Below are 24127 nucleotides of genomic sequence, written 5' to 3'. Positions count from 1 at the left end.
GCTAGATACCCGATCTTTTCACGAGCCCTGTCTAACTACAGTCGCTGTCTAAACACGAACGCTGTTTAAATACGAACACTGTCCTTTCAACTACCAGGAGGCCGTCACGGTGGCCACGGTCAAAGAACGCGTAATCAACATCGTCGCCGAGCAGTTGGGTGTGAACAAGGAACAGGTCACGCCCGAGACGTCGTTTGTCAACGATCTGGGCGCCGATAGCCTCGACACGGTCGAACTGGTGATGGAGCTGGAAGAAGAGTTCGACATCAACATTCCGGACGACTCGGCCGAGAAGATTCAAACGGTCGGCCAGGCGATTGACTTCATCGAAAAGGCCCAAGCAGCTAACGGATCGAAATGAAACGGCGCGTCGTCGTCACCGGCCTAGGCGCGGTCACGTCGCTGAGCTGTCGAGTGGAAGACCTCTGGCAGCGCATTCTGCGCGGCGAAAGCGGCATCCGGCCTATCACCATCTTCGATATTACCGGCCATCGGGTTCGTTTTGCCGGTGAAGTCCCGAATTGGACGACCGACGGGTATGTCAGCCCGAAGGACGCCAAGCGGGTCGATCGCTTTACGCAATTTGCGATGGTCGCTGGCATCGACGCCGTCAAGGATTCAGGCCTCGACTTCACGAAGGAAGAGCCGTTTCGCTGTGGCGTGATCTTGGGCTCGGGCATTGGCGGACTGAACGAAATCGAATGCCAGCACGGCCGCCTGCTAGAAAAAGGGCCGGACAAGGTCTCGGCCTTCACCATTCCCAAGCTGATGGTCAACGCGGCCAGCGGTCACGTTTCGATCCAGTATGGCTTGCGCGGCCCGAACGCCGCCGTGGCCACGGCCTGTGCCAGCGCGACGAACGCGATGGGTGACGCCTACAAGGCCATTCAGTACGACGACGCCGACATCATGGTCACCGGCGGCACCGAAGCGGCGCTCACGCCAATGGGCATTGCCGGGTTCGCCAACATGCGGGCCCTCAGCGAGCGCAACGACGACCCACAACGGGCCAGCCGGCCGTTCGACGCCGACCGCGATGGCTTTGTGTTGAGTGAGGGGGCCGGGCTGCTGGTGTTCGAAGAATTGGAACACGCCAAGCGCCGCGGCGCGAAGATCTATGCCGAGGTGCTGGGCTACGGCGCTAGCGCCGACGCCGGGCATATCACCCAGCCCGACGAGCATGGCATCGGCGCGGCCAAGGCGATGACCCTGGCGCTGCGCGACGCGCGGATGAGCCCCGAGGAAATCGGCTACATCAACGCCCACGGCACGAGCACGCCGCTGGGTGACGCGGCCGAGACGGCGGCCATCAAGACGGTGTTCGGCGGCTGGGCGCACCAGGTCAGCATCTCGAGCACCAAGAGCCAGCTCGGTCACTTGCTGGGCGCGAGCGGCGGCGTGGAGTTGATCTTCTCGGCTCTGGCGCTGCGCGACGAGGTGATTCCCCCAACCATCAATCTCGACACGCCCGATCCGAAGTGCGACCTCGATTACACTCCCAAGCAGCCAAAGCCGCGTAAGTTCAACGTGGCCATGTCAAACAGCTTTGGCTTCGGCGGCCATAACGGTTCGATCATCATCGGGACGTTGCGATAGGAAGTTGCTAGCGGCTAGTTGCTAGTGAGGGGCGGAGGGCGTCATCGTCACATCTAAGTCGCAACTGTCCGTGGTCAGTTGCCCTCCTGCTACTATTCGTTCAATGTTGTCACGCGGGAAAAGCTCGAAGAGAAGTTGAACTATATGCACATGAACCCGGTGCGCGCTGGGTTGGTTGCTGAGGCGGTGGCATGGCGTTGGAGTTCCGCCCGCTGGTATGCCGAACAAGTGGACGTAGGCGTCACGCTGACCTAGCCTGACCTGTAAAGAATCGAAACAGAATGGCCCGGCCGCTTGTCGGTCGGATTGCGTAGCAACAAGAAGAAGCTTTGCCGCAAGCGGCTTTCCAGGTCATTCTACGCACGTTGAAAGCCTTTCATTTTTCTTGTCGCTTGCGCGACCCAGCCGACGAGCGGCTGGGCCACCCAATTGAAAACAGGTCGCGCTACTTGACGCCATTCAACCGCAAGTGCGCACTCGGTTCGGTGGCCTTGGCGTTCGGCGGCGCGACGAGTTGCGGGGCGGGCAGGTGGCGCAGGAGCAAGTCGGTTTCGCGCGTGGCCGACACTTGCAGTTGGCTGACCGGCACCAGGGTTTGCAGCAGTGCCGCGATCGACTGCGTTTCCTTCGGGGCCTGCCAAAGATTGACCAGCGGGCCTTGCTCCAACCGCCCGGTCAAGACGCCTCCTGGGCTGTCTCCGGCGGCGCGGCCCACCAACTTCACGCCTGACGCGTCAACCGCGAAGTCGAACGCCAAACGCTCGAACGGCAGCATCTTGCCGCTGATCACCGGCGCCGGCTCGTGCCCCAAGTGCAGGGCCGCGATGCCCGCGTGAACCAGGCCGCGGCTCACCACGCCCGGCCCAGCTTGTACCGTGCCGACCGCTTCGATCAGCCGGCTGTTTTCCCAGCGGGCGCGCTCGATCACCACGTCGGCCGACGCGGAAAGGCTGTGCGGAAAATGTTGCGAAACGAGCGCGTCGAGGTCGAGTTGCGAAAGGCGGCCGGACAGCTCGCCGTGCCAACCGTCGGCCGCTTCGTCGAGCCACAGCCAGCCGTGAAAGCGACAACGCGTGCCCAGCCAACCGCTGGCGTCGATCAACGGCGCGAACACCGTGGCGGGCAGCGGCGTGCTGCCGGTTCGCAGACTGAATCGCGAGGTCGGCCGACCGCCCGACAATCGCCGCGCCACGTGCAACGCGATGGGCTCGGGCATCTGTTCGCCGGCCAGCCGGAAGCTCAGTTCCGCTTCGTTGCCATTGGCCGCCGGGTGCAGCAGTCCCGACACATCGGTGAAGGTCTGTTCAGTCTGGGCGTTGCGCCACGTGACGTGGCCAGCGAGTAACCGAACCGCCGGCGCGCTGGCGGGCGGCTGACGCAGGCGGCGCTCCAAAAGTTGCCACAACTGGCTGGCGTGAGCGGCGTCGATTTCGATCGGGCCCGTGCGGACGACGTGCTGCGCGCCGGTATCAATGACCTCCAGCGTCGGACAGCGAAGTACCAACGCGCCGGTCTCGACGTCGTGCAGCTCCAGGCCGTGATACAGCGTCGCCCCGGGGCGCGGATAGCTGACATCGACCAAGGTCACGGGCATGCCGAGCAGCGTGGCCAGCGTTTGTTGCTCGGCCGTAACGGTGCCCGGCAGGCGTCGGCCGATGCCCCACGCCAGCACCAGCACGGTGGGGACCAGGCAGAACACGACGAACGCCGCGCGATACAACTGGCGTCGCGATAGTTCGTGCAGCCGCATGTCAGTTCATCCGTGAAATACAGGTCAGCCAAGCGCATCCTGCGCCGGCATACGACTATTTCCGCCGGGCCATGTCTAGGAACAGTTGATAGCGGGCCTTCATTTCGACCAGGCTGTCGCCGCCGAACTTGTCGATCAGCGCCGCGGCAATCTCGAACGCCACCACGTTTTCCAAGATCACCCCGGCCGCCGGCACGGCACAGACGTCGCTCCGCTCGTAATTGGCCGACTCGGGGGCTTTGGTTTTCAGGTTGATCGATTCGAGCGCCTTGCGCAAGGTGCTGATTGGCTTCTTGGCGGCGCGAATCACCAGCGGCTGGCCGTTGGTCATGCCCGCTTCGAGCCCGCCGGCGTTGTTCGTCGGCCGCACGTAGCCCAGGTTGGGCGACGCGGCCTGCGAGGCATCGTAATGAATTGGATCATGCACCTGTGAGCCAGGCCGTCGGGCGGCCTCGAAGCCCAGGCCGATCTCGACACCTTTGATCGCCTGGACGGCCATCACGGCTTGGGCCAGCCGGCCATCGAGCTTCCGGTCCCACTGGGCATGCGTGCCCAGCCCAAACGGCAGCCCTTCGACGCGCACTTCCAGGATGCCACCGAGCGTGTCGCCGTCTTTGCCCGTCTGGTCGATCAGGGCTTTGACTTCATCATCGCGCGCTGGGTCGAGCGCGTAGATTTCGCTACTGTCGCGCCAGGCTTTCTGTTCGGCCAGCGTGCCAGCGCGCGGCTCGACGTGAATGCCGCCGAGTTCCAACGTGTAACCAAAGCACGAGATGCCGAACTGCGCCAGCAACTGCTTGGCCAGCGCACCGGCCGCCACGCGAACGGTCGTTTCGCGGGCGCTGGCCCGTTCGAGCACCGGGCGGATCGAGCCCAGGTATTTGATCGAGCCAGTCAGATCGCCGTGACCCGGTCGCGGGCGTTCCAAGTCGCCCAGCCGTTCGAGCTTGTAGTCCCGATTGACGACCATCAAGGCGATGGGGCTGCCCAAGGTTTCGTTGTGCCAGACGCCGCTCAGCACGTCGACTTCGTCGGTTTCGATGCGTTGCCGGCCGCCGCGGCCATAACCGCCTTGTCGGCGGCGAAGTTCCGTGTTGATTTCGGCGGTGTCGAGTGGCACGCCGGCCGGAAAGCCATCGACCAAGGCCACCAGAGCCTTGCCGTGCGACTCGCCCGCCGTCCAGTAACGCAACATGTTGAGCTAGCCTGAGATAGGAACCGTAGGTGCGCACCGGGTGCGCGAACCGATCGATTTTACCCAGCCAGCCCCAACGGGCCTAGGGCAGTAGATGGAGGGGGAAGTTGCTAGTTGCGGGTTGCTAGTTGCTAGATAAAGGCGGGAAGTACAACTGCGGGCATGCTATTGGGAGATGTGAACGCACGACGCTTGCGGCTTACCTGCCTTCCCACTAGCAACTAGGAACTAGCAACCAGCAACTGCTACTCAAACTTCCTGCCCGTCAGTCGTTCAAACGCTTCGACGTATTTCTTCCGTGTGCCGGCGGTGACTGCTTCGGGAAGTTCTGGCGGCGGGCTTTGCTTGTCCCAACCGCTCTGTTCAAGCCAGTCGCGGACGAACTGCTTGTCGAACGAGGGCTGGCTGTGCCCCGGGCGGTATTCGCTGGCGGGCCAAAATCGCGAGCTGTCGGGCGTCAGCGCCTCGTCGATCAGGATCACTCGGCCGTCGATTTGCCCCCATTCGAACTTGGTGTCGGCGATGATGATGCCGCGCTGCCGAGCATAGGCCGAGCCGCGGGCATAGACCTCCAGACTCCGTCGTCGCAGCTCCTCGCTCAGTTCCAGTCCGACGTATTCGACCATCGTGTCGAACGCAATGTTTTCGTCGTGCCCCGTCTCGGCCTTGGTGGCGGGGGTGAAGATTGGTCCCGGCAGTTGGCTGCTTTCTTCCAGTCCCTCGGGCAGCGGAATCTGGCAGACGGTTCGCCGGGCGCGATATTCCTTGAGCCCCGAGCCGGCCAGATAGCCACGCACCACGCACTCGACCGGCACCACCTGGGTCTTGCGCACCAGAATCGTGCGGCCGCGGAGCGGCGCTCGGTCGATCCCCCCAGGTAGGTGCATCTGGTCGACGTCGGCGGTAATCAGGTGGTGGGGCTCGCCGAGCAGCTCGAACCAGAACACGCTCAACTGGGTCAGAATTCGCCCTTTGTCGGGGATGCCATTGGGCAAAATATAGTCGAACGCGCTGATTCGGTCGGTGGCCACGATCAGCAGCCGGTCCCCCAGATCGTAAACATCGCGCACCTTGCCGCGGCGGACGGGCCAGTGGGACAAATTGGTTTCAACAACGGCTTGGGTCATGGCGGCTGTCCATGGCCGCGCCGGGTGGCGTGGCCGGAAAATGGTGGTTGGCACGCGAATCATGGAAAACAGAGCCGGTAGTATACCTGCGCCGTCCGAGCGCAACAGGCGCGGCTGGGCGCTTCCGCGCCGAGGCCGTGAGCCGCCGCTGGCGCAGCGGGCAACCCCATATTCAGCCGGTGCAGCTTGCCGCTCGGGCGGGGGTGGTTTAGACTCGCGCTCGGCTTAGATTTGCGATCCAATCGTCCGGTTCTTCGGTGATGACGCCCGTCGCCTGGCAGGTCGATGGGCCGCTGGCGCTAGGGGCGTCGGCGTAGCGGCGACTTGGACGCCTCGAAGCGGTACAGGCGGCGCAGGGTGCGTCGGCCTGGTAGTGTCGACATCTCCGGGCGAAGGTTGGTTCCATGCCGCCGGCTGTGATGCGCCTGCAAGTTGATTCAGCGACGCCGCTGACGGCGCAGCAAGCCGAGCGCACCTACCTGACCGGCTTCGACCAGATACCCTGGCCCAGCCGGACCCAGTTGGCCAATGGTTTGTTGATCATTGACCGGGGGACCAGCGAGTCGGGGCGAGTCCACATTCCGATCTGCCTGAACGGGCGCGGCGAGTTGACGTTGTCGACCGCCACGCTGATGCAGCGCGAGAAGCCCTATTCGCTCGAAGTCGAGCTGGCTCGCGGACGCCTGAACTCGGTGCGTAACCAGTTGGCTGAGTGGCAGGTGTTGGGGCTGGTGGTGCCGCCGACCGTTGATACGGTTCTGGCCGAAGCGCTCCGCCACTTTTCGCAGGCGGTGGTCAACCCCGAGCAGCCCGTCCAGGCGGCGGCCGCGGCGCGCTTGGCGCTGGAGAAGGGGATGGAGGCTGGGGATCTGTTGATGGACGCCTATGTCGAACAGGTGCTGACTCAGCGCCTGAGGCAAGCGCCCAAGATTCCCGCCTGGCTCGGCGTGCAGATCGGTCACCGCATCCTCAGCCCCACGGCGCTCGATCAGATTTATTCGTCGTTCAATTCGTTGACCATGTCGATGTTGTGGAGCGAGATCGAGCGCATCGAAGGCCAGTATGACTGGAGTGTACCGGATCAGCAGGTCGCCTGGTGCGAGGAGCACAACGTCCGCGCCGTCAGCGGGCCGCTGTTGCGGCTCGACGCGCGCGGGCTGCCCGATTGGCTGCTGTTGTGGGAAGGGGACTTCGACGCGCTGCTGGGGATGATGAGCGAACACGTCAAGCGCGTGGTCACACGGTATCGGGGGCGCGTCTCGATGTGGCAGTGTGCCGCGCGCGTGAACGGCGGCAAGGTCTTGTCGCTGCACGAAGAGCAGATGCTGCAACTGGCCGTGCGCGCCATCGAGATCACGCGGCAGATCGATCCGGTCACACCGGTCATCGTCCGCTTTGACCAGCCGTGGGGCGAATACCTGCGGGAAGGTGAGTTCGAGCTCTCGCCGCTGCACTTTGCCGACACGCTAGTTCGTTGCGGCTTGCAGATGAGCGGTGTGGGGCTGGAACTGGGTTGGGGTTTTCATCCCCATGGCACGGCGCCGCGCGACCGGCTGGAACTGAGTCGCGAACTGGACATTTGGAGCTGCCTGGGCTTGCCGTTGCACGTGACGATCTCCTCGCCGTCGAGCGATCAGCCTGACCCCAAGGCGCGGAACAGCTCGCTCCCCTTGCCGGTCGATCATTTCTGGACTCCCGAGCAACAGGCCAACTGGATCAAGCAGGTGATGCCCCTGCTGCTGGCCAAGCCGTTCATCCAGTCCATCACCTGGAGCCAGTTGAGCGACGCCGAGTTTCACGAGTACAGCCATGCCGGGCTGTTCGACAGCGCCGGCGTGGCCAAGCCGGTCTTCACGGTCCTGGGGCAGTACAAGAAGCGATTTCTTTGATGTCCGTGGTCAGTCGCCCGTTGTCAGTGGCCAGTTGTGGAATGCTCCGCGTCTCAGGCGACGCAAGGTTTTGAGTGCCACGGACCACTGACCACGGACAACTGGCCCCAGCATATTCCGTGGAGAACGACCCTCATGAAAGCTTGCAAACTTTGGGCTGCCGTCGTATTGAGCGTTGGCATCGGTTCGGCGGCGTTCGCCGCCGACGCTCCTGAGTCGATCGCTGGCTTGGGGCCGGTCGGGCCGGTGACGAAGTTATTCGGTGACTTTCAATTCACCGAAGGGCCGGCCGCCGATCGCGCCGGCAACGTCTACTTTACCGACATCCCGGCGCAGCGCATTCACAAGATCGATGCCCAGGGAAAGCTGTCGACCTTCCGCGAGGAATCGAGCAAGACGAACGGCCTGATGGTCAACGGTCGCAACGAGCTGCTCGGCTGTGAAATGCTGGGGCGAATCGTGGCGATGCCGCTCGATGGCAAGCCGCTGCGGGTGCTGGCCAGCGAGTATCAAGGCCAGCCGTTCAACGCGCCGAACGATCTGGTGGTCGATCGCGCGGGAGGCGTCTACTTCACCGACCCGCACTTTGGCCGCACCGGCGAACTGCCGCAGAAAGTAACTGCGGTTTACTACGTCGACCCGGCCGGCAAGGTATCGCGGCTGGTCGATGACCTAAAGGCGCCGAACGGCGTGATCTTGTCGCCCGATGAGAAGACTCTATACGTCGTGCCGAGCGGTCAAGCTGAGATGATGGCCTATCCAGTCACCGAGCCGGGCAAACTCGGGCCGGGGCGCGTACACTGCACGTTGAAGCAGCCCGCCGGTCAGTCGGGCAAGGGGGGAGATGGACTAACGGTTGACGAACGCGGCAATCTGTACATCACCTCGGGTCTCGGCTTGCAGGTCTTCAGCCCGACGGGCGAGGCGCTGGGCATCATCGCCATCCCCGAAGTGCCGGCCAACGTGACCTTCGCCGGGCCCGAGGGGAAGACGCTATACGTCACAGCCCGCAAGTCGATCTACACGGTGCCGATGGCCGTGCGTGGGCATGTCTTTCCCGGCGGGTGAGGATTCGCCACGGAGGCACCGCGACACGGAGGTTGGCACGGAGCGGGGAGAGGGCAGGGGACGGAAAAGCACGAAACGCCCTCTCGGCAACGCCGTCGTTCCCTAGCCCCTAGCCCCTAGCCCCTCTTTTAGCAGCCCGCGCAGCATTACTTCCACGATCGCGTGCTGTTGTTCTTCGCGCGGCACCGAGCGGCCGATGAAGTGGTTGGTGAACATCGTGCCGTAGAGCAGGCTGCCGATCGTGTCCATGATCCGCTCGACGGGCAGATCGTCGCGCACGCGCCCTTCGGCGATCATCCGCAGCCAGTGATCGCGCCAACGGCCGCGATGCTCGTCGCGGTGTTCAAAGTAGGTCGAGCGCTTGCGGTCCTTGAAGATCGCTCGTTCCTGGATCAAAAGCTCGACGTAGTGGGGATGCTCTTCAAAGAAGACCAGGTACGCGCCGATACTCTTGACGATTTGCTTGAACGGGTCGGTCGCGCTCTCATAAGCGGCGCGGAGCGCGGCCTGCATCTGATGCATCCCCAGGTCGACCGCCGCGAAGAACAACTCTTGCTTACCCGGGAAGTACAAGTAGAGCGTCCCCTTGGCCACGCCACAGGCCGCCGCCACCCGGTCCATTTCACAATCGGCGTAACCGGCCTCGGCGAAGAGCTTGGCGGCGGTTTCAATAATGAACTGTCGTCGGGCTTCGCGCCGCTGGGTCGTCTCGGTGGTTTCCAGACCGCGTTTGGTTGCCATAGGACTTAACCTGCCCCCAAGAAGTCGGGCTTTGGGTGCCAGACCGTTCTGGGTGAAACATCACAAATTGCCCCAATCAATATCCCTAGTCTTGCATTTGACTGACCGGTCAGTCAATACTTATCCCTAGCCAGACGATGGCTGACGAACCCCGCCGGCGATTTGGTGTCCAAGTCACTGACGACCCAAGCCAGGACGGCAAGACTTGCCAGCCGTGGCGTAAGCCAGGCGGACGCGATTGCCCGAGTTCGATTCCCACCGTGGCCCCCACCCGCATGCATGTTGCTCGACTGCCGTACGTTGGTCCAACCACGCCATTGCTCGCCCCGCATCGTCACTTTGGATCGCTCATGTCGCCTTGCCTGCTTCGGAAACTGGTTGGTCTGTGCCTGCTTGTGGCGGCTGTGGCCGGCTGCCAGCGCAAGGTCCAGAAAATCGTCGAGCCGAAAACGCCCGAGGTGATCGTCGCCGCGCCGACCGAGCAGGTCGTGACCGAGTACGAAAAGTTCACCGGCCGGACCAAGGCGGTTTCCACGGTCGAGATCCACTCTCGGGTCACTGGCTATCTGGACGCGGTGAAATTTCGCGACGGGACCGACGTGCTGGCCGGCGCGCCGCTGTTCGAAATCGACCCGCGCACTTTCCAGGCGACCGTCGACGGCGCGTTGGCCTCCGTTGAGCAAAACAAGGCCCGACTCGAACGGTTGGAGCGCCACGAAGAGCGCGTGACCAAGCTCTGGCAGAATCGCACTATCACCGATCAAGAATACGACCAGGCGCGCTTCGATCGCGCCGAGGCCGCTGCGTCACTGGCGGCAGCAAATGCGACGCTCAAACTCGCCCAGCAGAATCTAGGCTTCTGTATCATCACATCGCCGCTTACTGGTCGCATCAGTAGCCGGTTGGTTGACCCGGGCGATCTGGTCAAGGCCGACGAGACGCCGCTGGTGGTGATCGTCTCGACCCATCCGATTTACGCCTATTTCGACATCGACGAACGAACCGCCTTGCGGCTGCGGCGGTTGATCCTGGACGGCAAGCTCCCGGTCTCCGCGGACGGCAAAACCCACGTCAATCTGGCGTTGGCCGACGAGGACGACTTCTCGCTCGAAGGCACGATTGACTTTTTTGACAACCAGATCGAGGCCGGCACGGGCACCTTACGCGTGCGGGCCGTAATCGAGAACAAAGACCTGCTGCTGGCGCCGGGCATGTTTCTGCGCTTGCGGATTCCCGTGACCACGCCACAGCAAGCGCTGCTGGTTCACGAAGAATCGCTGGGGACCGATCAAGGACAGCGGTTTCTGTACGTGGTCAACGAAAAAGACGAGATTTCCTATCGCCGCGTGCAGACCGGGTTTCTGACGGCGGGCATGCGCGTGATTCAGGAAGGCCTCGAGCCGGGCGAGCGCGTGGTCGTGACCGGGTTGCAGCGCGTCCGCCCCGGCGTGAAGGTCGTTCCCAAATGGCTCGACGAGAAGAAAGCCGGCCTGGCCTCGAAAGTCGCCGCCCCCGACACGATCGCGCCCGCCGAGAACACCTCGGAAGCAAAATCGGAAGAGGGGCTAGGGACGAGGGATTAGGGGCTAGGGAGATGAATGCCGCAACTGCTTTGCCGTTGAGTTTCTTTCCTCACTAGCAACCCGCAACTAGCAACTTCTTCGGCGCACCCCATGTTCTCGCGGTTCTTTATCGATCGGCCGATCTTCGCGGCGGTGCTGTCGATCGTCATCACGTTGACCGGTGGAATCGCGTTTTTCTCGTTGTCGATCGCTCAGTATCCACCGGTCGCGCCGCCGACGGTGCAAGTCGACTGCAACTATCCCGGCGCCACGGCCCAGGTCGTCGCCCAAACCGTGGCCGCGCCCATCGAGCAGCAGGTCAACGGCGTCGAGGACATGTTGTACATGAACTCCCAGAGCACCAGCGACGGCTCGTACACGCTGACCATCACGTTCAAGCTGGGCGTCGATTTGGACCTGGCCCAGGTGCTGGTGCAAAACCGGGTCAGCCTGGCCATGCCCAATTTGCCCGACGTGGTTCGCGCCACCGGCGTGATCACCAAGAAGCGCTCACCCGATATTCTCCTGACCGTCAGCCTGAATTCCCCGATTGGCCGCTACGACCAGTTGTACCTGAGCAACTACGCGGTGCTGCGGATCAAGGACGAACTGGCTCGTTTGCCCGGCATCAGCGAAGTGCTGGTGTTTGGCCAGCGCGATTACAGCGCTCGCATCTGGCTCGATCCCGACAAGCTGGCGGTTCGCAATCTGACCGCGGCCGATGTCACGCACGCGCTGCGCGAACAGAACATGCAGGTCGCCGCGGGCCAGATCGGCCAGCCGCCGACCGACGTGGGGCAAAAACGGCAGGTGCCCCTCGACACGATTGGCCGCCTGAGCGAAGTCGAGCAGTTCGAGGACGTGATCGTCCGCGCCACGCACCAAGGACAACTGGTTCGCATCCGCGACATTGGCCGCGTGGTGCTCGGTGCGCGGAGCGAAGACGTCAACAACCGCTTCGATGGCAAACCGACCGTCGGCATTGCGATTTTTCAGTTGCCCGACGCCAACGCGCTGCACACGGCCGATCTGGTGAAGAGCAAGATTCAGGAGTTGTCAGCGGATTTTCCCGAAGGTCTGGTCGCCGAGATCGGCTACGACACGACGCCCTTTATTCGTGAGAGCGTCCAAGAAGTCTTCAAGGCCCTCCGCGACGCGGTGATCCTGGTCGCGCTCGTGGTGTTGGTCTTCTTGCAAGGCTGGCGGGCCGCGATCATTCCGCTGATCGCCGTCCCCGTGGCGATTATCGGCACCTTCGCGGCCATGGCGGTCGCTGGTTTCAGCCTGAACAACTTGACGTTGTTCGGCCTGGTGCTGGCCATCGGCATCGTGGTGGACGACGCNNGACGACGCCATCGTGGTGGTCGAAGCGGTCGAGCACCACATCGAGCGCGGCATGGCTCCGCGCGACGCCGCGATCCACGCCATGGACCAGGTTGCCGGTCCAGTCATTGCGGTGGGACTGGTGCTGGCCGCGGTGTTCGTCCCTTGCGCCTTTATCTCGGGCATCGTCGGGCAATTCTTCCGGCAGTTCGCGCTGACCATTGCCGTGTCGACCGTGATCTCGATGGTCAACTCGCTGACGCTTAGCCCGGCGCTGGCGGCGATGTTGCTGCGGCCGCGCGGGGCGCGGCGCGATCCGCTGACGTGGCTGCTGGACCTGCTGCTGGGGTGGTTCTTCCGGTTGTTCGACGCCGGATTTCGGCGCTCGACCGCGGTCTATTCGGCCACGGTGCGGCGGATGCTGCGCGTGCCGGCGCTGGTGTTGATGGTCTATGGTGGATTGTTGGTCCTGACCTATTGGGGCTACTTGCAGTTGCCCACCGGCTTCATTCCGACGCAAGACAAGGGGTATCTGCTGGCCAGCGTCAAGCTGCCCGATGCGTCGGCCGCCGTGCGGACCCGCGATGTCATCGCGCACATCGAGCGGATCGCCCTGGAAACGCCCGGGGTGAAGAACTGCAATTCCATCGCGGGCAACTCGTTCTTGCTCAGCGCGTATGGCTCGAACTTCGGTTCGATGTTCGTGATCCTAAAAGATTTCGCCGACCGCAAGGATCCCGAGCTAAGAGCCGAGGCAATCCTGACCAAGCTCAACAAGCGCTTTGCCGACGAGGTGCCCGAGGCCCAGGTGATCGTCTTTCCCGCGCCGGCCGTGTCGGGGCTGGGGCGCGCCGGCGGGTTCAAGCTGATGGTCGAGGACCGAGGTGGCGGCGGGCTCGACATGTTGCAAGGCCAGACTGATAAGCTGATCGAAATCGCCAACGAACAGCCGGGACTGAAGGGCCTGTCGACGGTCTTCAATGCCAATTCGCCGCAGCTCTACGCCGACCTCGACCGCCAGGCTTGCCTGACGCTGGGGGTGAACCTGGCCGACGCGTTTGCCGCATTGCAGGGCTACTTGGGCTCGCGCTATGTCAACGATTTCAACCGCTTTGGCCGCACTTGGCAGGTGATCGTCCAGGCCGACGCGCCGTTCCGCGATCAGGTCGAGGAGATCAAGAAGCTCAAGATTCGCAACACCCAGGGGGCGATGGTGCCAATCGGCGCGGTCAGCAACATTCGCATGATCAGCAACCCGCTGGTCCTCACCCGCTACAACATGTACCCCGCCGCGGCCATCAACGGCAACGTCACCACCGGCTTCAGCAGCGGGCAAGCGATGGCCGTGCTCGACGAGTTGTGCCGGCGCGAACTGCCGCGCAGCTTTTCGGCCGAATGGACCGAGCTGTTCTACCTGGAACGCATTTCCGGCAGCACGGGGCTGGTGGTGTTCGTCTTGTCGGTGGCGTTCGTGTTCCTGGTGCTGGCCGCGCTCTACGAAAGCTGGTCGCTGCCGCTGGCGGTGATTCTGGTCGTGCCGATGTGCGTGCTCAGCTCGATCGCCGGCGTGGCCTACGCCGACATGGACATCAACATCTTCACGCAGATCGGCTTCGTGGTGTTGATCGGCCTGGCCAGCAAGAACGCCATTCTGATCGTCGAGTTCGCCAAGCTTCGCCGCGATGAAGGAGTCGACGCCAAGCAAGCCACGCTCGAGGCGTGCCAGTTGCGCCTGCGGCCGATCATGATGACCTCGTTCGCGTTCATCCTGGGCGTGTTGCCGCTGGTGGTGGCTCACGGCGCTGGTTGGGAGATGCGACGAGCGCTGGGGACCGCCGTGTTCAGCGGCATGCTCGGCGTGACGTTCTTCGGCGTGTTCTTGACGCCGGTCTTCTTCTACGTGATCGACCGCGTTTCGCGCTCGGCCTTGTTCTCGTCCCGCTGGATGAACCTGCTGGGAACCATCGCGCTCGACATCGTGACGCTCGGGCTGGTGCGTTTGGTCGGGTTGGCGTTCCGCCAGCCGCAAGCTGCGACCGCAGGGGTTGGTGTGCCAGTCGCTGTGGCCGAACCGGCGCCGGTTGTTATGTCAGTCGCCGAATCGCCAACAGCGCCGGTCGCGGTCGCCGATGCGCCCACGGTCGTCGAAACGGTACCGTCGCCGCTCGACGAGGCAAAGCCTGTGACAACCGACGCGCCCGCGCCGCCGGCCGAGGCGACACCTCAAGCCGAGCCGGCGGTGAGCACGTCGGCCGTTGACGCGGTGTTCGCGGCGGCAGCGGGCGAGGCCGAGGAAGTGACCGAGCCACCGCCATTGCCGGCAGATGCCAAGTCCGAAGAGGCCCAGCCGCGCGAGCCATCGCCGCTCGAGCTGGCCTTGCGGCCGACGATCATCCCCCCTCCGCAACATCAATACGGTCCCCGCCGCACGCCCCCGATCACCGATCGAACCGGCGACGGCGGCGGCACTGATGCGAAATAAATCAATCACCGAACGAAACCCAACGCGCCGCCGCCGCGCACCGCACGCCTATGTTTTCAAAACTCTTCATCGACCGGCCGATCATGGCGTCGGTCCTTTCGATTGTGGTCACGCTGGCCGGCGCGATTGCGCTGTTCCAACTGCCCGTGACGCAATATCCCGAGATCACGCCGCCGACGGTCGAGGTGTCGACCGTTTACCCCGGCGCGAACGCCAACGTGGTGGTCGAGACGGTCGCCTCGCCGATCGAGGAGCAGGTGAACGGCGTCGAGGACATGATGTACATGTCCAGCCAATGCACCAACGACGGGATGTACGTCCTGACGGTGACATTCAAGCCTGGCACCGATTTGAACCTGGCCCAGGTGCTGGTGCAAAACAAGGTGAATCTAGCCCAGCCCCGACTGCCCGACTTGGTCAAGCGGCGCGGCGTGACGGTCAAGAAAAAGTCGCCGAGCCAGTTGATGATCATCAACTTGTACTCGCCCGACGACTCGCGCGACAACTTGTACCTGAGCAATTACGCCACGATTCAGTTGCGCGACGAGCTGTCGCGCCTGGAAGGGGTGGGGGACATCTCGTACCTGGGACGACGCGATTACAGTATGCGCGTCTGGCTGGACCCGAACCAGATGGCGGTTCGCAACCTGAGCGCGACCGACGTGGTCCATGCCATCGAGCAGCAAAACGCTCAAGTGGCCGCGGGCCAGATCGGCCAGCCGCCGGTGCCCGCCGGGCAGGTGTTTCAATTCACGATCAGCACGTTGGGACGCTTGAGCGAAGAGGAACAGTTCGCCGACATGGTCATCAGGGCCGACGCCGATGGCCGGCTGGTCCGGCTGCGCGACGTGGCGCGGGTCGAACTCGGCGCGCTCGGCTATGACCAGGTTTGCACCTTGGACGGCAAACCCTCGGTGGCGCTGTCGGTCTTTCAATTGCCCGGCAGCAACGCGCTGAAGACGGCCGAGGAAGTCAAACAGAAGATGCGCGAGCTGAAAACCCGGTTCCCCGAGGGAATCGACTACAGCATCGTCTACGACACGACACCGTTCATCGAGGAGTCGGTTCGCGAAGTCTTTGTCTCGCTTCGCGACGCCGTGATCCTGGTCGCGCTCGTGGTGCTGGTCTTCTTGCAAGGCTGGCGGGCCGCGGTGATCCCGCTGGTGGCGGTGCCGGTGGCGATTATCGGCACGTTCGCCGCGATGATGGCGGCCCATTTCAGCTTGAACACGCTCACGCTGTTCGGGCTGGTGCTGGCCATTGGCATCGTGGTCGACGACGCCATCGTAGTCGTCGAGGCGGTCGAACATCATATCGAACATGGTCTTGCCCCGCGCGACGCGGCCATTCGGGCCATGGACGAGGTGGCCGCCCCCGTCGTGGCGGTGGGACTCGTGCTGAGCGCGGTCTTTATTCCCTGTACGTTCATCACCGGGATCATCGGTCAGTTCTTCCGGCAATTCGCCGTGACGATCGCGATTTCGACCGTGATCTCGACGTTCAATTCGTTGACGCTCAGCCCGGCGCTGGCCGTGGTGTTGTTGAAGCAGCGTGGCGCGGGGCACGGCGAGGCGCTGCCCAAGATTGGTCTGGCCATGATCGGCGGCTGGCTGGGTTACGCCTTTCTGACCCCGCTGGTCCAGCCTTGGGCGGCCCAGGCGATTGCCCGCTTGCCATTCGACGCGCAACTTCTGTTGCCCTGGTGCGGCTTGCTGGTGGGCGTGGTCCTGGGGGCCGTCACCGCGCCGGTGGTGAATTGGGTGCTGGGCATCGCCTTCCGCGCGTTCAATCGCGCCTTTGGCTGGTTCACCAGCGGCTATGTCTGGGGCGTCGGGCTGGCGCTGCGCGGCAGCTTGCTGATCCTGCTGGCGTACGGCGGCTTGCTGTATTGGACCTATGACTTGTTTGTGAAGACGCCGACCGGGTTCATTCCGGCCCAGGACAAAGGATTCATCGTCGTCAACCTGCGCCTGCCCGACTCGGCTTCGCTGGTGCGGACCAGCGACGTGATGAACCAGATCGAACTGGTCACCGGCAAGATGCCCGGCGTCAGTCACACGGTCGCCATCGCCGGCCAGTCGGTGCTGCTGGGGGCCAACGCGCCGAACTTCGGCACCATGTACGTGATGCTCGACGACTTCCACCACCGCCACGACCCAGAACTAAGCGGCGACGCCATTGCCGAGCGCCTCGGCGCGACATTGCAAGACCAGGTTCCCGACGGCGTGATCAATGTGTTCGGCGCGCCGCCGATCGAAGGGCTGGGGACCGTCGGCGGCTTCAAGATCGTCGTCGAAGACCGCGGCGGCGCGGGCCTGGGCGCGTTGCAGGATGTCAGCCAACGCATCGTGGACCAGGCCTCGACCACGCCGGGCTTGCAAGGAATGTTCACTAGCTTCCGCGCCAACACGACGTGGCTGTTTCTGGACATCGACCGAACCGCCGTCAAGACGATGGGGGTGCCGCTCGATGAAGTCTTCAACCTGCTGCAGGTTTATTTTGGCTCGCTGTATGTCAACGATTTCAATCGCTTTGGCCGGACGTGGCAGGTGAATGTCCAGGCCGACGCCGAGTTCCGCGCGCAGATCGAGCACCTGAAGCTGCTCAAGGTCCGCAACGACCAGGGGCACATGGTCCCCTTGGCCACGGTGTTGAAGGTCCGCGAAGTGACCGGTCCGGTGATGGTCAGCCGTTACAACCTGTACACGGCCGCCATGATCAACGGCGACGCCGCGCCGGGCGCCAGTTCGGGCCAGGCGATCGAGCGTCTGCAAGAAGTCGCGGAAGGGAACCTGCTGCAATCGATGCGATCGCAGTGGACCGAGTTGGCGTTGTTGCAGTTGCAAGCCGGCAACACGGCGATGTACGCATTTCTGCTGGCGGTGGTGCTGGTGTTCCTGGTCCTGGCGGCGCAATACGAAAGCTGGTCGCTGCCGCTGGCGGTGATTCTGGTCGTGCCGATGTGCTTGCTCTGCTCGCTCGTTGGCGTGCGGGCCGCGGAACTAGACGTGAATATCTTCACCCAGATTGGTTTCGTGGTGCTGGTGGGGCTGGCCTGCAAGAACGCGATCTTGATCGTCGAGTTTGCGCGCGCCCGCGGCGAAGCCGGCGTCGACCGGCGCACGGCCACGCTCGAAGCGTGCCGGCTGCGGCTGCGACCGATCATCATGACGTCGTTCGCGTTCATTCTGGGGGTGGTGCCGCTGGTGCTGGGCGTGGGGGCCGGCGCCGAGATGCGGCGCGCGCTGGGTACGGCGGTGTTTGCCGGCATGTTGGGAGTGACGATGTTCGGCATCGTCCTGACGCCGGTCTTCTTCTACGTGATCCAATGGTTCGCCGACCGGCGGAACAGCCGCTGTCACTAAGACGAGGTCGCCGTTGCGATCTCCGCCACATTCCGCTTGCCAGCGGCGCCGAGAGCTATTGCTTGAGCGCTTAATACGACGAATCAGCATGGGCGTCTAGCGTTCGCGACCGGATCAAACTCGGTGAAAAAGCTTGCCTGTGCGCGTAGCGTGCGACACAATGCGGCGAGCAACGCGTACTGGGCACTTCTCTTCTTCTGTCGATCGGGCAGGACTTCTTGGTGAACGCTGGCGAATCAAAGGCTGAAGAGACCGCCGCGAAACGACGACGGCGTCGCCGTGCGCTGTCGCTTGTCGCTTTAGGCTTCCTCTTCGTCGGGATCGTCGCAGCGATTTATGGCTATGTCTGGGTCTGGCCGCGATATCAGCAGGTGCTTTCCAGGCGCGCGCTCGGAAGCACGATGAATGCCGATCGCCTTCCAAAGCCTAGCATAGTTCTCGAATGCCTAGTTCGGCGTGAGCACCTTTCGTTTTATCGTCCAGAAATAGACGACGAATGCTCATTTGTGCAAGACATTTGGCATGCTGTGCGCGACGATGATCCAATCGTTATTACAGCAGCTCGCTGTAGCAACCTAACTGCCGATGAAATTGGCCGCCTGGCTCACCTTGACCGACTTGCCTCTGTTTCTCTTCGTGGCGGCGAAATTACAGACAAAGCCGTCAAGTCGCTAGCGAAACTGAAAAACTTGAAGACTCTTGAATTGCGAGGCGGTTCAAACTTGGAAATGTCGTCACTCACAAACTTTGCAAATAACCGCATTTTGAAATCGCTTAGCGTGATAGACATTCATCTGATCGGAGATGTTGGGGATTTAGGCAAACATTCGCAGCTCAAATACCTCATGCTTCATCGCACGGGCTTGGATGACGACGGCCTAAAGCACCTATCGTCAATCGGTAGCTTGAGGTCATTGGAATTGGACGAGCCCAAGGTGAGCAGAAACGGCCTTTTCGCACTTGTCTCAATGACGAACCTCGAGCATTTGAGCATACCTGCGGAGCTAGGCGACTCGGAATGGTGCGGCCGTTTCGTGGACTGTTTTGCGAACCTTCGCCTTTCGTGCGGTCCTGGGGTGATGTTTCAGTCAGGTGGTGTGCGCTCTAATCCAGGAATAAAAGACAAAGAGTGATCTGCATCAGATGTCAATGGCATCAGCGTAAACAACGGAGGGGGCTTTCATGTTGCAAAAGTTGCTCACATTGTTCTCAATGCCGAAAAGGAAATCGCGCCGAACGAGTCGACGGCATTGCGGGGGGAGAAAAGGTGTCAGGAACCGAATCTGATTTCGGTTCCTGACACCTTTTCTACGCGCAAACCAACGTAGTGATTAAGTTTGTTTTGCCCGAAGAGTTTCGAGGGCTTATTGTTTTTTGCCTGGACTCCAACTCAACAATGACTCCAAGCCGTGGCGCTGATGGCGAATACACAGTGACTGTTCCTCCAAATGGCAAGGTAAAGATGGGCTCGCTCACACTTATGAATAAATGGCACAAGAAAAAGGCCATCTATACCAATGGTGTAGTTTGTCCGGTTTTCAATTATGGAGAAACGGACCCAAATGTGGTTGCGCTGCAAGGCTACCATGGGGCGTCAACAAACAAGGAGGAAAGGATATATACGTTTGTAGGCACTTGTGCAGAGGCGACAAAAGCATTCGCTCGCGACGACTTATGGCTGACTGAGAAATGCGATTAGCTGCCGCGATCCAGCGATCTTTGAATGAACATTTGTGAGCTATGGATCGTCCGATGTTTCGGACGATCCATTCGCGTTTTTAAACGCGAGTATTGTCCTTTCCGAAAACCTCCTCTAACAAGTTGGGCAAGCAGTCGGTTGACCAGTGACAGGGTAGCAGCGGGCAGCGTATTGCGATTCGTAGCGCAATGAATCAGTAACACGAGGTGGCGCGACCGATTTCCCGCCTTCGGCGCGCAGATTCTTCGCCCCGTCCCGATGAACAGCACCAACCGCCGAATCAAACGGCGCGGGCGTAGCGATGATGCAATCCGCCGACTTGCGAAATGGCCCTGGCCGCACTCTCAAGGTTGCACTTCGCGCCATTCTTGCTTCATCTGGCCTTTACGTGGGCCGTACTCTCCAACGCTTGAACGTGCTACGTGGCCGACGGCACGGCGGATACGGCCACCAGCAGCACCACCTACAACACGAATGGCCAACCGCTGACCACGACCGACGCCCTGGGGAACGTCACCAGCGACACGTACGACGCGGCCGGCAACCTGGCCAGCGAGACCGACGCGGCGGGCACGGTGACCACCTATGCCTACAACTCGGCCAACCTAGTGACCAGCCAGACGGTCACGCCGGCCGGCGCGTCGAGCGGCCTGACGACCAGCTTCACCTACGACGCCGATGGGAATCAGACCTCGGTCACCGACGCGGCCGGCAACACGACGTCTTATCTCTACAACGCCAACGGCCAGTGCGTCCGGATGACCGATGCCCTGGGCAATGTCACCACCTACAGCTACGACGCGGCGGGCAACCGGCGGAGCGAGACCGATGGCCTGGTCGCCACCACGGGGGGCGGCTACGCCTTTACGGCGGCCAGCAGCACCACGACGTTCACGTACGACCAAGACGGCAATCTGCTGACCCAGACCAGGGCCGCCGGCACGGCGCTGGCCGCCACGACGACCAACACCTACGACGGCAACGGCAACCTGGTCCGCTCGGTCGATCCGCGGGAGAACGTCACGCTCTCCACGTACAACGCCGCCGGTCAACTGCTGACCCAGGCGATCGGCGTCACGCTCGACAGCGATGGCGGCGACAACGAAGCGAACGCCGTCACCACGCGCTCGTGCGAAGCGTTCAGGGCCTGGCAGAGGTCGCGGGCCCGCTCGCGCATGGCGCAAAGCTCGGCGTCGAGCGAATCGTACATTTCGCCGGCCAGCATCTTTTCCCGCTCGGTCGACATGGCATTCCCCCGCGAATCGTGGCCTCTGATTCATTCTATCAATTGCCACTCCCGCGAGGCCGCGCGAGGAATCTCGTTGCTTCTGGGCCTCCTGTCGCTGACGCGACACTGGTTGCCGAGCAACCGGTGCTACCCTGATTGGAAATTGTTGGCGTCCGGGCGTTCCTAAGCGAAGGTGGCAAAGCTAGTTGCGACAATTTTCGTACACTGCCGCGGCCCGCCGCCCCTGGCTATTCGTCGTCCCCAGGGGAAAAATCTGGGATACCGGGCACAAGACGCCGCACGGGTGCGGTAACCATTCTTTCGGCTCCATCGAGCCAGAAGCGGTATTGGCAGTGAACGACTCAACCTCCGCGGGGAGCGCTGGCATCGACTGGCGCGCCGAACTGGCGCGGCACGATCGCTGGTTGCGCGCCGTCGTGCTAGCGCGACTAGGCTCGTGGCAGGGGGTCGATGAGATCATGCAGGAAGTGGCGCTGGCGGCCGTCCGCCAGCAAGCCCCGCTACGCGACCGCGAACGCGTGGCGCCTTGGCTATACCGGCTGGCCGTGACACAGGCGTTGTTATACCGCCGTCGCCTGGGTCGCGCCCGCCGGTTGGCCGAGCGTTACGCCGACCGCACGTTGCCGACCGAACAAGATAATCGCGAGCCCGACCCGCTCGAATGGCTGTTGGCCGATGAACGTCAACGGTTGGTGCGGGTGGCGCTAGAAAAGCTGCCCGGGCGCGACGCTGAAATCTTGCTGATGAAGTATGCCGAGGATTGCAGTTATCACGAGATCGCCGACCGCTTGGGCGTCAGCCACAGCGCGGTCGAAGCCCGCTTGCACCGCGCCCGCGAACGCTTGCGGCGCGAGCTGGAACACACCTTGCCGAACCTGAGCAGCGGGCGCGCGGCCAGCGCCAGTCGCTAGGCCCGTCCCCGACCGTACGCCAATCAAGACAGAGTCAGGCAGAACCATGAATACTTCCGCTCCTTTGCCCGCCAATGATGAACAACGTCAGCTCGACTTGTTGGCCGATGGCGAGTTGTCCGAAGCCGAGCGCCGGCAACTGCTGCTTCGGTTTGAGCACGAGCCCGGCGCGTGGCGCCGCTGTGCGTTGGCGCTGCTCGAAGCACAAGAGTGGCGGTGGCAGATGGGGGCCTATGCCCGTAAGGGCGAGCCGCAGCCTGCGGCGGAAACGTCGCAGCCCAAGCTGACACCGGCCAGCCGGCTGCCCCAAGCGGCGACCGCTTCACGCGGAAACATGAACACCCTGTTCGCCATGGCCGCCAGCTTTGTCGTGGCGCTGGGCCTGGGATTGTTGACGCGCGATTACTGGCTGGGTGGTTCCAGCGGTTCGCATCCGACCGACCGCATGATCGCCCAAGCGCCCCTGACGGCGCCGAGCCCTGTAACTCCCAGCGTCGGCGAGGCCTCGGCAAACCTTGCCCCCGTGGTGGCTAGTGCGCCGGCGGCCGGCGTGCCCGTGATGAACGTGGCGCGCGACGTGACGGTGCTGGTCAACGACGCGGCGGGGCGTGCCCAGCAAATGCACGTGCCCCTGGTTGAAGGCTCGCCCGACGCCTGGCGACAATGGACGCAGGGCTTGCAGCAGGCTTCGCCGTTGCCGGCCGAGTTGCAGAAACTGCTGGAACAATCGGGTCACCGCATCGACCAGCATCGCCAATTGATGCCGATCCGTTTGAGTGACGGTCGCATCGGCATTGTGCCCGTCGATCAGGTCGAGATTCACCCGGCTTCGACCAAGGATTTGCAATAAGGCGAACTTGCCGTCACTCGAACTGGCCATCGTCCACTCATCGGTCTATGCAATCAACGCCTGTCATCAAACCGTGGCACGCTCAACGGAGGCTCTGCCGCCATGTCCCTGAACTCGCTTCGCTCGTTGACTCGTAAGCTTGCCGCTGTCTGTGGCGGCGCCGCATTGGTTGCCTTGGCAATCATTACCGCGCCGTGGGCGTCGTTGCACGCCGACGAGCCGGCCGCGCCGCCGGCCAACAAAACCGCCGCGGCCGAGACGAGTGAGAAGGGAAAAGTGGCCGACGATCCGTGGATTGGCCTGGGTTGTGAACAGATGGCGCCCCAAGTGCCTGAGCTAGTCGATGACCAGCAGACGATCCTGGTGATCACGACGGTGGCCGTCGACGGCCCCGCGTTCCGGGCCGGAGTGCGGCCGCTCGACGTGTTGATCAGCGCCGATGGCAATCCGCTGGAAACGGTCGAGGACTTGCGGGCCGCGGTCAAAGCGGCGGCCGGGCGCGAGCTGAAACTGCTCTACACCCACGACGGCGGGCAGCGCGAAGTGAGCGTCCGTCCCGAGCGTCGCCCCGAGCAGTTCGAGTCGGCGCCGCTGCCCAATGCGGACGTCGAACGATTCATCGCCCGCTGGCTCACGCCACCGATCCTGCCCGAAGCTCATCCTGGCTTCACCTTCCGTCACGTCCACCCCGGGATGATCATGCCGGGTCGGCCTGGCGCGCTGGAGAAACTTCCCGAGGGGATGAGCATCTCGGTCACGCGTTCGGCCGATCAGCCGGCCAAGATCACCGTGCGCCAGGGAGAGCAAACCTTCGAGACCACGGCTGACAAGCTCGACGCGCTGCCGCGCGATGTGCGTCAACGCGTGGTGCAATTCTTGAGCTGGGAACTGCCGAGCGCGGCCTGGGCGTTGAACTCGCCCAATGGCGCGCTGCAGCTGCGCCCGAATATGCCGGGCGATGAGGCGGGGCTGGGCGAGCTGCGCGACAAGGTCGAACGAGCCGCCCGCGAGACCAAGGCGGCGGCCGACGCGGCCGCGGCTCGGGCTCGGCGCGCGGCCGATCAGGTGCAGCGCGAAGAGGGGGATCGGCACCTGGACGAAGCGCTGCAAGGGACCGAGCGCCGCTTGCGGGTGTCGCAAGAACGGCTCGAGCAGCAGCTCCGGTCGATGCAAAAGCAACTCGACCAGGTGCAAGATTCGCTCCGCCGCCTGCAGCCGCCAGCCAAAGCCTCGGGCTTGCAGTAAGGTTGGCGCCGGGCGGCCAAGGCTGTGCGTCGCAACGATTGTAGCGGTCATGCTCGGCGCGGGGGCGTGAAGGCC

The 24127-nt window shown here is 62.9% G+C and carries 16 protein-coding genes and 1 pseudogene; 13 read left to right on the top strand and 4 right to left on the bottom strand.

Features of this window, described 5'->3' with window-relative positions; translation table 11 throughout:
• The first annotated feature begins 109 nt into the window (after window positions 1-109).
• The gene (locus JSS27_04150; GenBank protein ID MBS0208126.1) at window positions 110-361 is read left to right on the top strand and encodes an acyl carrier protein; all 252 of its coding nucleotides are present in this window, start codon (window positions 110-112) and stop codon (window positions 359-361) included.
• Window positions 358-1596, top strand: coding sequence for a beta-ketoacyl-ACP synthase II (gene fabF / locus JSS27_04145; protein ID MBS0208125.1), 1239 nt, complete (start codon window positions 358-360; stop codon window positions 1594-1596). Before JSS27_04150 ends, fabF begins: the two co-directional genes overlap by 4 nt.
• A 445-nt stretch (window positions 1597-2041) precedes the next feature.
• On the opposite strand, the gene JSS27_04140 is transcribed toward fabF, so the two are convergent.
• The 3 genes from JSS27_04140 to JSS27_04130 form a co-directional block, all read right to left on the bottom strand.
• Window positions 2042-3346 carry a hypothetical protein gene (locus JSS27_04140; protein ID MBS0208124.1) on the bottom strand — a complete coding sequence of 435 codons (1305 nt, stop codon included), beginning with the start codon at window positions 3344-3346 and terminating at the stop codon, window positions 2042-2044.
• Between the two features lie 55 nt (window positions 3347-3401).
• Window positions 3402-4541: a chorismate synthase gene (aroC, locus tag JSS27_04135; protein MBS0208123.1), complete on the bottom strand. Its 1140-nt coding sequence runs from the start codon at window positions 4539-4541 to the stop codon at window positions 3402-3404.
• A 245-nt stretch (window positions 4542-4786) separates the two neighbouring features.
• The gene (locus JSS27_04130) at window positions 4787-5668 is read right to left on the bottom strand and encodes a phosphoribosylaminoimidazolesuccinocarboxamide synthase (protein ID MBS0208122.1); all 882 of its coding nucleotides are present in this window, start codon (window positions 5666-5668) and stop codon (window positions 4787-4789) included.
• A gap of 404 nt (window positions 5669-6072) precedes the next feature.
• On the opposite strand from JSS27_04130, the gene JSS27_04125 reads away from it, so the two are divergent.
• Together JSS27_04125 and JSS27_04120 are read left to right on the top strand one after the other, a co-directional pair.
• Window positions 6073-7557, top strand: a complete 1485-nt coding sequence (locus JSS27_04125; GenBank protein MBS0208121.1) for an endo-1,4-beta-xylanase — start codon at window positions 6073-6075, stop codon at window positions 7555-7557.
• A gap of 135 nt (window positions 7558-7692) precedes the next feature.
• Window positions 7693-8625: an SMP-30/gluconolactonase/LRE family protein gene (locus JSS27_04120; GenBank protein ID MBS0208120.1), complete on the top strand. Its 933-nt coding sequence runs from the start codon at window positions 7693-7695 to the stop codon at window positions 8623-8625.
• A 102-nt stretch (window positions 8626-8727) separates the two neighbouring features.
• On the opposite strand, the gene JSS27_04115 is transcribed toward JSS27_04120, so the two are convergent.
• Complete coding sequence (locus tag JSS27_04115; protein MBS0208119.1) at window positions 8728-9366, bottom strand: TetR/AcrR family transcriptional regulator; 639 nt, start codon at window positions 9364-9366, stop codon at window positions 8728-8730.
• 362 nt (window positions 9367-9728) lie between these two features.
• Here JSS27_04115 and JSS27_04110 point away from each other — a divergent pair, with 362 nt between their 5' ends.
• From JSS27_04110 to JSS27_04070, 9 genes and pseudogenes are all read left to right on the top strand, one after another.
• Window positions 9729-10949, top strand: coding sequence for an efflux RND transporter periplasmic adaptor subunit (locus JSS27_04110; protein MBS0208118.1), 1221 nt, complete (start codon window positions 9729-9731; stop codon window positions 10947-10949).
• Window positions 10950-11039: 90 nt separating this feature from the next.
• A pseudogene (locus tag JSS27_04105) lies at window positions 11040-14733 on the top strand (multidrug efflux RND transporter permease subunit).
• 50 nt (window positions 14734-14783) lie between these two features.
• Window positions 14784-18098: an efflux RND transporter permease subunit gene (locus JSS27_04100; GenBank protein MBS0208117.1), complete on the top strand. Its 3315-nt coding sequence runs from the start codon at window positions 14784-14786 to the stop codon at window positions 18096-18098.
• A 221-nt stretch (window positions 18099-18319) separates the two neighbouring features.
• Entirely contained in the window at window positions 18320-19231 is a 912-nt protein-coding gene (locus JSS27_04095) for a hypothetical protein (GenBank protein MBS0208116.1), read from the top strand.
• Window positions 19232-19425: 194 nt separating this feature from the next.
• Window positions 19426-19797, top strand: coding sequence for a hypothetical protein (locus JSS27_04090; GenBank protein ID MBS0208115.1), 372 nt, complete (start codon window positions 19426-19428; stop codon window positions 19795-19797).
• 422 nt (window positions 19798-20219) lie between these two features.
• Window positions 20220-21212 carry an RHS repeat protein gene (locus JSS27_04085; GenBank protein MBS0208114.1) on the top strand — a complete coding sequence of 331 codons (993 nt, stop codon included), beginning with the start codon at window positions 20220-20222 and terminating at the stop codon, window positions 21210-21212.
• Between the two features lie 160 nt (window positions 21213-21372).
• Window positions 21373-21957: a sigma-70 family RNA polymerase sigma factor gene (locus JSS27_04080; GenBank protein ID MBS0208113.1), complete on the top strand. Its 585-nt coding sequence runs from the start codon at window positions 21373-21375 to the stop codon at window positions 21955-21957.
• A 46-nt stretch (window positions 21958-22003) separates the two neighbouring features.
• A complete protein-coding gene (locus tag JSS27_04075) occupies window positions 22004-22807 on the top strand; it encodes a hypothetical protein (protein ID MBS0208112.1) in 804 nt (267 codons plus the stop codon).
• Between the two features lie 102 nt (window positions 22808-22909).
• Window positions 22910-24052: a PDZ domain-containing protein gene (locus tag JSS27_04070; GenBank protein ID MBS0208111.1), complete on the top strand. Its 1143-nt coding sequence runs from the start codon at window positions 22910-22912 to the stop codon at window positions 24050-24052.
• The last annotated feature ends 75 nt before the right edge of the window (window positions 24053-24127 follow it).

Source organism: Planctomycetota bacterium (genome assembly GCA_018242585.1).
Classification (GTDB): domain Bacteria; phylum Planctomycetota; class Planctomycetia; order Pirellulales; family PNKZ01; genus JAFEBQ01.
Note: the sequence above shows the minus strand (reverse complement) of the source record. Positions and strands in the feature narration are given on the sequence as shown.

Bases quoted from the DNA above. Each gene is read 5' to 3' on its own strand.
- fabF (MBS0208125.1), top strand. From the start codon at position 358: ATGAAACGGCGCGTCGTCGTCACCGGCCTAGGCGCGGTCACGTCGCTG.
- JSS27_04140 (MBS0208124.1), bottom strand. From the start codon at position 3,346: ATGCGGCTGCACGAACTATCGCGACGCCAGTTGTATCGCGCGGCGTTC.
- aroC (MBS0208123.1), bottom strand. From the start codon at position 4,541: ATGTTGCGTTACTGGACGGCGGGCGAGTCGCACGGCAAGGCTCTGGTG.
- JSS27_04130 (MBS0208122.1), bottom strand. From the start codon at position 5,668: ATGACCCAAGCCGTTGTTGAAACCAATTTGTCCCACTGGCCCGTCCGC.
- JSS27_04125 (MBS0208121.1), top strand. From the start codon at position 6,073: ATGCCGCCGGCTGTGATGCGCCTGCAAGTTGATTCAGCGACGCCGCTG.
- JSS27_04120 (MBS0208120.1), top strand. From the start codon at position 7,693: ATGAAAGCTTGCAAACTTTGGGCTGCCGTCGTATTGAGCGTTGGCATC.
- JSS27_04115 (MBS0208119.1), bottom strand. From the start codon at position 9,366: ATGGCAACCAAACGCGGTCTGGAAACCACCGAGACGACCCAGCGGCGC.
- JSS27_04100 (MBS0208117.1), top strand. From the start codon at position 14,784: ATGTTTTCAAAACTCTTCATCGACCGGCCGATCATGGCGTCGGTCCTT.
- JSS27_04075 (MBS0208112.1), top strand. From the start codon at position 22,004: ATGAATACTTCCGCTCCTTTGCCCGCCAATGATGAACAACGTCAGCTC.
- JSS27_04070 (MBS0208111.1), top strand. From the start codon at position 22,910: ATGTCCCTGAACTCGCTTCGCTCGTTGACTCGTAAGCTTGCCGCTGTC.